Here is a 7,871-nt window from a genome sequence, read left to right as displayed (position 1 = left end):
ACCCTCAGCGCCGGGCAACTACCCCCACGTGGTCACCCTGAATGCCTCCGAACAGTCTTGGCGTGGCCCATAGACGTTGGCCAGCGCCAGACAGATGGGTGACAGCCCGTACATGCTGGCGTAGGCACGCGTATACAACTCGCCGGCGACGTTGGCCACCGCATACGGCGAACGCGGATCCACGGCAGTGTCCTCGGTGGCGGGCAAGGTGGTCGGCGCACCATAGCGCGAGCCACCCGAGGCGGCGTAGACGATCCGCGGTACTCGTGCCCGCCGGCTCGCTTCAAGCAAGTTGATGGTCCCCAGCACGTTGTTGCGCGCGTCGTGTTGCGGATCGTCAACGGACCTGCAAACGTCGATCTGGGCGGCCAGATGGAACACCACGTCAGGGTCGGACTCCGCGACGATGTCGGATAGCTTCTGGTGCCGGACGTCGGCCGCGACGAATGTGAAGCGGCCGGGGCCGTCGTGCCGGTGGGCCGACTGTAGGGTGGTCGGGGGCGAGGCGGCGCTGAGATTATCGACCCCTGTCACCTGGTGTCCTTCCTCTAGCAGGCGGTCGACCAAGGTAGAACCGATGAATCCGGCAGCGCCGGTAACGAGGGTGCGCATATCCAGCTACCTCCAGTTCAACGGTGAGCGGTGCGCGGCGGCAACCGGTTTGCGGAGGAATCTGCGATGACGCTGCGAGGAAATCCCGGTGCACCGAGGCGGCCCATGCAAGCCGCTACGCGGTGGTCCGGTTCGGTCGCCTCGCGGATGTAGTTGCCGATCTGCCGCAACGACCGATTGGCCTCGGGTACCGCGGGCGCTGCAATCTGGAACACGTGCATCTGGCCAGGCCACACCCTAAGGTGGACCGGCACTCCCGCCGCGGCCAACCGCCGCGCGGCTAGCCGAGCATCGTGCAGCAGGACTTCGGAACCGGATACATGGATTAGCGTGGGGGGCAGACCGGGTCCGACATGGTCGAGCGGTTCGTAGATCTCTTCAGGGCGCCCAGCTATCATTTGACGCTGGGCTGCCTGGGTGACCAGGTCGACGAATGTGTCAAACGCCTTGGCGCAGAACATCGCATCGCTGCGGATGTTTGGGTGTGCCTGCTTGGGGGCCTTGGCGATCTGCATCAGCGGTGACATGCAGACTATGGCCGCGAGTTCCTCACCTTCGTCGAGCAACCGTTCGGCCAGCGCGAGTGACAGGTAGCCTCCGACGGAGTCGCCGGCCAAGGCGATCTGGCCGGGCCGGTAACCGCGGCCGCGCAGCCATTGGTAACCGTCGTAGCAGTCATTGATTGCGTCACCGATCGAATGCCTGGGCATCATCCGGTAGTTAATTACCAGCACGGGCGTATCGGCGTACGTCGACAACGTGGTGACTAGCCGGTCATGCGTGTTGGCGCCACAGGTCATGAAGGCGCCACCGTGCATGTACAACACGATGCGCCGGGTGCCGTCGGCAGGCAGTACACCGGCGGCGCGGACCAATCGTGCGGTGCAATGCGGCAACCTAATCGTGGCCCGAACGCTGCCTGGCGCGGGCTTCACAACGCCGGCTGCGAAGTCGACGAGGCCCCATGGCCACTGCGCGTGCGGGAGGTAGCTACCTATAGCGAGGGCCGGTCGGATGGTAAGCCGAGCGCCGAGCCAGGCAAGCCGGCCAGCGATGCTCGGATCACCCTCCAGGACTTCGGGAACCATTCCCGCGCCCCGCCAGTCGAACATGATCGATGCTCGCCGGCGAGTCGTGGCGAAATCAGGCCGGCCACGAGGTCGACCGGGCTCTGTAAGGGTCCGTTGTGCATTCGTCATGGTCAGTCACCGGATTTCCCCGGGGCTCGTACGGCATGCTCGACGGGCGGCGAAGTGGTCATCGGTGCAGTGCCGGCGGCCACACGCGCGCTTGGATCATCGGATACGCGCCACGCAACCACGACGTCAAGCACCGGAGCCACGTTTGTCTCATGTTGCTCCTAGCTGAAACAGCCGACCCCGGACGCTGGCCGCGATAACGTGGTGCGTGAGGTGCGGACATACCGAGTGTGTATCAAAGTGCTAGTTTACATACTAACGGTGAGAGTAGAAGGATTCTAGAGACTGGATCTCTTTGTCGGCTATCCGGAGCAGCTCCATACCGCATCGACCGTGCGCTACAGACCCCGCAATAACGGCCACGTAGATTGACATGGAGCACCCAGGGCAGTCAGCCCGCGCTCTGCGCGCTAAGCGAGCGGATGGGCTGATCCAACCGAGGGCCAGCGCCCAGGTATTCCACTGCGGTGATCAAGGTGATAGCGCCGATATGCAGGGCAAATAGGGCTTGCGTTTTCGAGCAGAGTATGCGATCGATATACGCCAGAACAGGCGGTTGGGCAGCTATGCCGACATATGCTTAGCGCCCAGCGCCGAGTCGGATGCGCATCCATTGCATACGGAGGTGGTGTGTGGTCGATACCTCCAAGACGGACCTTGCGTCGCTCCCATTGCCGCCAAAGAATCCGTTGTCTTACTTTCAGCTGGCCCGCGCAGTTAGGTCGTTTCACACCGGGATCGACCGATTACGCGATGCCGGCGGTCCGGTGACTCGCTTCAGCTTGGGGCCCAGCTGGCTGATGCCACCGATCGTCGTCGCGACCTCCCCAGAGGCTATCCGCGACATCCTCAGTAATAAGGACGGCGCCGTCGACAAAACCACGCGAGTACTCGGCGAATTTCGTCAGATCATCGGCGCAAACCTGTTCGATCTGCCACATGAGCACTGGTTGCCGCGTAGGCGCACGCTGCAACCGGTCTTCACCAGCCAGCGAGTCCGGCAATTCGGCGGACACATGGTCGAGGCCGCCGAATCCGTGGCCTCGTCCTGGCAGCATGGCGCGACGGTCAACCTCGACGCCGAATGCCGCACGCTGACGCTGCGGGCACTTGGCCGCTCAGTGCTCGGGCTCGACGTGACCGACCGTGTCGACGAAGTTACCGAGCCGTTGCGCGTCGCGCTCACGTATGTCACCAAGCGGGCCGTGCGGCCGGTGCGAGCCCCTGCGTGGCTGCCCACACCCGCTCGCTGGCGCGCTCGGGCAGCGAGTGCAAAGCTTCACCGTCTTGCAAACGACATCTTGCAGCAGTGCCGGACGGATCCTGCCAAGGACGCACCTTTGGTGCGTGCATTAATCGCGGCCACCGATCCAGTCACCCACAAACAACTGTCAGACAAGGAAATCGCAGACGAGCTGGTTGTCTTTCTGTTTGCGGGCCATGACACCACCGCGACGACGCTCACGTACGCGATGTGGCAGCTGGGGCGTCATCCTGAAATTCAGCTTCGCGTCGCTGAGGAGGTCACTCGGTTCGCCGACCGAACGCTCACCTCCGACGATGTTCCACGCTTGCCGTACACGGTGCAGGTCCTGCGGGAAGCATTGCGGTTATGCCCTCCAGGCCCCACTGGGACACGGATGGTGACTCGTGATATCGAGATCGGGGGGTATCGCGTCGAAGCCGGCACAATACTCGTGTTCGGGCGGCTCGCCGTGCAGCGCGATCCGGCGCTGTGGCCAGAGCCGCTGAAGTTCAACCCCGACCGGTTCGCTCCGGAGAACGCGGTCGGTCGGGACCGCTGGCAATACATCCCGTTCGGCGCGGGCCCGCGATCGTGCATCGGCGATCATTTCGCCATGCTCGAGGCCACCCTCGGCCTGGCCACCTTCATCCGCCACGCCGAGATTTGTTCGTTAGACGACGAGTTCCCGCTGGCTGCGCCGTTCACCATGGTGGCCGATGGCCCGATCTGGGCACGCATTCGTCGGCGCATCTGACCGTCAAGGAGATGGCCATAGCTTCCTTCCGAGCACAAGTTCTCGATGCCGCAGACCCTGATGACGCTGCGGTGTTGAGGAAGCTGCGCGCCGATCCTGTCATTGAATTCATCGACCATCACAACGAACAACTCGAGGAGCTGCGTAGACTTCGGCCGCCACCGGGTCACGAGCTGACAGCCGAACACTTGCGGTGGGCGTACTATCCCTGGCGGCGAACCGTTGTGGCAGTGCTGGGTCCCCGGGCATTTCGAGCGGTGCGCTTGGACCGCAACAGGAACTTGATCACCACCGAGGAACAGGTTCACCTCGGCGCGCTGCGAGTTGGCGTGGCCGGGTTGAGCGTCGGGCATGTCATCGCCCACACCCTCGCGGCACAGGGAATGTGCGGTGAACTTCGGCTGGCGGATTTCGACCGTCTCGAGCTGTCGAACCTCAACCGCGTGCCCGCGACGGTACTGGATCTGGGACTGAACAAGGCGGAAGTGGCCGCTCGCAGGATCGCTGAACTCGACCCTTATCTGCAGGTCACGGTTCTCGAGCTCGGGCTGACGCCCGAGACCGTCGACGAGTTCCTCAACGGACTCGACATCCTTGTCGAAGAATGCGACTCCCTGCACATGAAGGCGTTCCTGCGGCAGGGTGCCCGCGCCCGCCGGATTCCGGTGCTCATGGCCACCAGCGACCGAGGGCTCGTGGACGTCGAACGTTTCGACCTGCAGCCGGAACGTCCGATTTTGCACGGGCTACTCGGCGAGTTAGACATCGCGCTGCTTCCCGGCATGAGCAGCCGGGAAAAAGTTCCGCACATGCTTCGTCACCTCGAGGCCGACCAGCTCTCAGCACGTGTGGCGGCGTCCGTGGTCGAAATCGACCGCACGCTGTCGACGTGGCCCCAGTTGGCCGGTGATGTCGCCTTGGGGGCAACCGCGCTGGCCGAGGCTGTGCGCAGGATCGGATTGGGCGAGGAGCTGCGATCGGGCCGGATCCGCCTGGACGTTGGCGGCGCGATGGAGCGCCTCGAGGAACCAACGATGACTAGCGATCGCCCGCCTCCGCCGCCCGATTACCCAGATCCTGTGCTCCCGGGCGTCGCTGGCGCTGTCACCGCAGCTGCAATTCGTGCGCCGTCCGGCGGCAACGCGCAGCCCTGGCATATCGAGGCCAGCTCTGATGCCATCAAGCTGCGGCTTGCCCCTGAACACACGTCCACGATGGACGTCGGATTCCGCGGCAGCGCAGTTGCGCTCGGAGCGGCCATCTTCAATGCCAAAGTCGCCGCTGCTGCCCAGCACAGGTTGGGCCCGCTGAGTTTGGTGGAGAACGCCGGGGGCGCGCTGTTGCAGGCGACGCTGGAGCTAGGTAACGGGGATGATGCCGATCTGACCGCGTTGTACCAACCAATGCTGGCACGCGAAACTAACCGCCGCCCCGGTGTAGCGGATGCGATCGCCGCAGACACCATCGACCTGCTGCACGCGGTCGCCGAGCGGGAGGGAGCACGGCTGCACGTTCTGATTGAGCGCGACGAAATCGCCCGGCTCGCAGCGATGCTCGCCGCAGCCGATCGCATTCGCTATCTGACGCCGCGACTGCATGCCGACATGGTTTCTGAGCTGCGCTGGCCCGGCGATCAGTGTCTTGACACCGGTATCGACGTGCGTAGCCTCGAGCTGGCCCCCGGCGACCTCGCTGTGCTGGATATCTTGCGACGCGCTGACGTGATGGTCTACTTGGCACGGTGGGAGGCAGGGACTGCCCTGGGCGAGGACACTCGCCGTCGCGTGCTGGCCAGTTCGGCCGTGGGCGTGATTTCGGTTTCGGAAGGCACCCTGAGTGACTACGCGCGCGGCGGATCCGCCGCCGAAGCGGTATGGGTTATCGCGCAACAGCATGGCTTGGCGGTTCAGCCCATTTCGCCGGTCTTCTTGTACGCCCACGACGCCGGGGACCTCACGGAATTGTCGACCTCGTTCGCTGCCCACCTGAGGGATCTGCAATCAGACTTTCGGCAACTCGTTCGCATACCCGCCGGTACTGTGCCAACTCTTGTGCTGCGGTTCGCCGTTGCAGACCGAGCGTCGGTGCGCAGCCGGCGCAGTCTGGAGCGTGTCTGTTTGCTGAAGGGCCAATAGAGGCTACCGTTAGAGCAATGGCCCGCCCGCTGGATGAGGTGGTCACGTCGGCGGCCGCCGAATTGATGGCGGCCACCGCGCGCAACTCTGCCGCGATCAGTGAACGGGTGCTGCGTAACCTGGTTAGCCATTTCAACGTAGACGTGGGCTTCCTACGCCACAACGATCACAGCATCGGGGCAACTAAATTGATCGCGCAGTGGCCGCCGCGCGACTTTATCCCCGACCCCGACCCGATCGGTTTGGTCTATTTTGCCGGTGCGGATCCTATCTTCGCGAGGTGCGAAGACCTCAAAGCACCAGATGTCTTGCGCCCAGAGCCGGCGAACGCCGACTACCAACAGCGCATTGAGCACGCCACGGCCGTTCCGGCCACGTCGCTTGCATGCGTGCCTCTGCTATCTGGCGATCTCACCACCGGCACACTGGGCTTCGTCAAGTTCGGTGATCGTGAATGGCTACCGGAGGAACTGAATGCACTGCAGGCGATAGCCACACTATTCGCTCAACTGCAAGCTCGCATCGTCGCCGAAGAGCAACTCCACTACCTCGCCGAACACGATGACCTCACCGGCCTACTGAACCGCAGGGCGCTGACAAACTACCTCGACGACCGACTGACCGACGGCCAGCCGGGGCCGGTGTCCGTATTCTTCCTCGACCTGGACCGCTTCAAGGTGGTCAATGACCACCTCGGTCACAACGCCGGCGATCGTTTCCTCAACACGTTCGCCAGGCTGCTGTCCGAGGCCGCTGACGCCGCATCGGCCGTCGCCCGCTTCGGCGGTGACGAGTTTGTCGTCGTGCCAGCCGCACCAACGGATGCGGAAAGCGCCGAGACATTCGCTCGCCGGCTACAAAACCGACTCCACAAGCAGGTGGTGATCGACGGGGAGGTGCTTACCCGTACCGTCAGCATCGGCGTCGCCACGGGCCTGCCGGGGCGCAACAGTGCGGCAGATCTACTGCGCCGGGCGGACCAGGCCGCGCAGTCGGCCAAAACTTCCGGTGGAAGCCAGATCTCAGTTTTCGGCCCCGAATTGTCCGCCAAGTACGCGATCCGCAACGACATCGAGCTGCATTTCGAAGGGGTAATCGACAGCGACAACGGCGCCTTAGTGCTGCATTATCTTCCTGAGTTCGACATGCGCACCGGTGAGGTCCTGGGCGCCGAGGCGCTCATCCGGTGGCAACACCCCACGCGCGGACTGCTGATGCCTGAATCGTTCATCCGGGTGGTCGAATCGATCAATCTCGCTGGAAAACTCGGCCGTCTCGTAATGCGCTCAGCATGTGCCCAATTCAGCCTATGGCGTTCCCGCGGAGTGGGGCGCGACGCCGTGCTGCGTGTCAACGTATCGCCCGTGCAGCTTGTCACCGACGGCATCGTCGACACGGTCGCCGCAACCCTCAACGAGTTCGGTCTCGATGCCGGCGCGCTATGTCTCGAGATCACGGAAGGCGTCGTGGTGCAAGACATCGACACCACGCGCAAAACGCTCTCGAAGCTAAAGGACATCGGTGTAGAGATCGCGATCGACGACTTCGGTTCTGGCTATAGTGCATTGGCTTATTTGAAGTCCCTTCCGGTGAACACACTCAAGATCGACAAAGGGTTTGTCCGCGATCTCGGCACGAACGCGGAGGATCTCGCCATCGTGGGGTCCGCGATGGCCCTGGGGGACGCCTTCGGGCTCGATATCGTGGCCGAAGGCGTCGAGACAGCCGCCGCTGCCGAGACATTACTCAAGTTAGGATGCTACCGGGCACAGGGCTTTCGGCTGTCACGACCGCTCGATAGCGCGGCAATGGAGTCGCTGCTCGCGAAGCGCTTCATACCAATGGATTTCTGCAACGTGCTAATTCGCAGGCAAAAAATCGCCGGCATGCAACGACATTAGGGTAAGCAGCCACTACCGGGGACC

5 protein-coding genes are annotated in these 7,871 nt (G+C 63.4%); 3 read left to right on the top strand and 2 right to left on the bottom strand.

What is annotated here, in order from left to right; all coding sequences use genetic code 11:
* Positions 1-18: 18 nt before the first annotated feature.
* Both ACFE99_RS07150 and ACFE99_RS07145 read right to left on the bottom strand, forming a co-directional pair.
* The gene (locus tag ACFE99_RS07150; protein WP_375483777.1) at positions 19-612 is read right to left on the bottom strand and encodes an NAD-dependent epimerase/dehydratase family protein; all 594 of its coding nucleotides are present in this window, start codon (positions 610-612) and stop codon (positions 19-21) included.
* Between the two features lie 17 nt (positions 613-629).
* Complete coding sequence (locus ACFE99_RS07145; protein ID WP_375483775.1) at positions 630-1,811, bottom strand: alpha/beta hydrolase fold domain-containing protein; 1,182 nt, start codon at positions 1,809-1,811, stop codon at positions 630-632.
* A gap of 602 nt (positions 1,812-2,413) precedes the next feature.
* Between ACFE99_RS07145 and ACFE99_RS07140 the strand changes: the two genes are divergently transcribed.
* Genes ACFE99_RS07140 through ACFE99_RS07130 form a run of 3 tightly spaced genes read left to right on the top strand, consistent with a single transcriptional unit; the run spans position 2,414 to position 7,847 of the window.
* Positions 2,414-3,811, top strand: coding sequence for a cytochrome P450 (locus ACFE99_RS07140; RefSeq protein ID WP_375483773.1), 1,398 nt, complete (start codon positions 2,414-2,416; stop codon positions 3,809-3,811).
* Between the two features lie 11 nt (positions 3,812-3,822).
* On the top strand, positions 3,823-5,946 hold the full coding sequence (locus ACFE99_RS07135; RefSeq protein ID WP_375483771.1) for an Rv1355c family protein: 2,124 nt from the start codon (positions 3,823-3,825) through the stop codon (positions 5,944-5,946).
* A 17-nt stretch (positions 5,947-5,963) separates the two neighbouring features.
* Positions 5,964-7,847 carry a putative bifunctional diguanylate cyclase/phosphodiesterase gene (locus ACFE99_RS07130; protein ID WP_375483769.1) on the top strand — a complete coding sequence of 628 codons (1,884 nt, stop codon included), beginning with the start codon at positions 5,964-5,966 and terminating at the stop codon, positions 7,845-7,847.
* The last annotated feature ends 24 nt before the right edge of the window (positions 7,848-7,871 follow it).

The sequence above is a fragment of the uncultured Mycobacterium sp. genome, assembly GCF_964249325.1.
Classification (GTDB): domain Bacteria; phylum Actinomycetota; class Actinomycetes; order Mycobacteriales; family Mycobacteriaceae; genus Mycobacterium.
This window is presented reverse-complemented; position numbering and strand designations above follow the sequence as displayed.

Coding starts and splice junctions, on each gene's coding strand:
- ACFE99_RS07135 (WP_375483771.1), top strand. CDS start 3,823: ATGGCCATAGCTTCCTTCCGAGCACAAGTTCTCGATGCCGCAGACCCT.
- ACFE99_RS07140 (WP_375483773.1), top strand. CDS start 2,414: ATGCGCATCCATTGCATACGGAGGTGGTGTGTGGTCGATACCTCCAAG.
- ACFE99_RS07130 (WP_375483769.1), top strand. CDS start 5,964: ATGGCCCGCCCGCTGGATGAGGTGGTCACGTCGGCGGCCGCCGAATTG.
- ACFE99_RS07150 (WP_375483777.1), bottom strand. CDS start 612: ATGCGCACCCTCGTTACCGGCGCTGCCGGATTCATCGGTTCTACCTTG.
- ACFE99_RS07145 (WP_375483775.1), bottom strand. CDS start 1,811: ATGACGAATGCACAACGGACCCTTACAGAGCCCGGTCGACCTCGTGGC.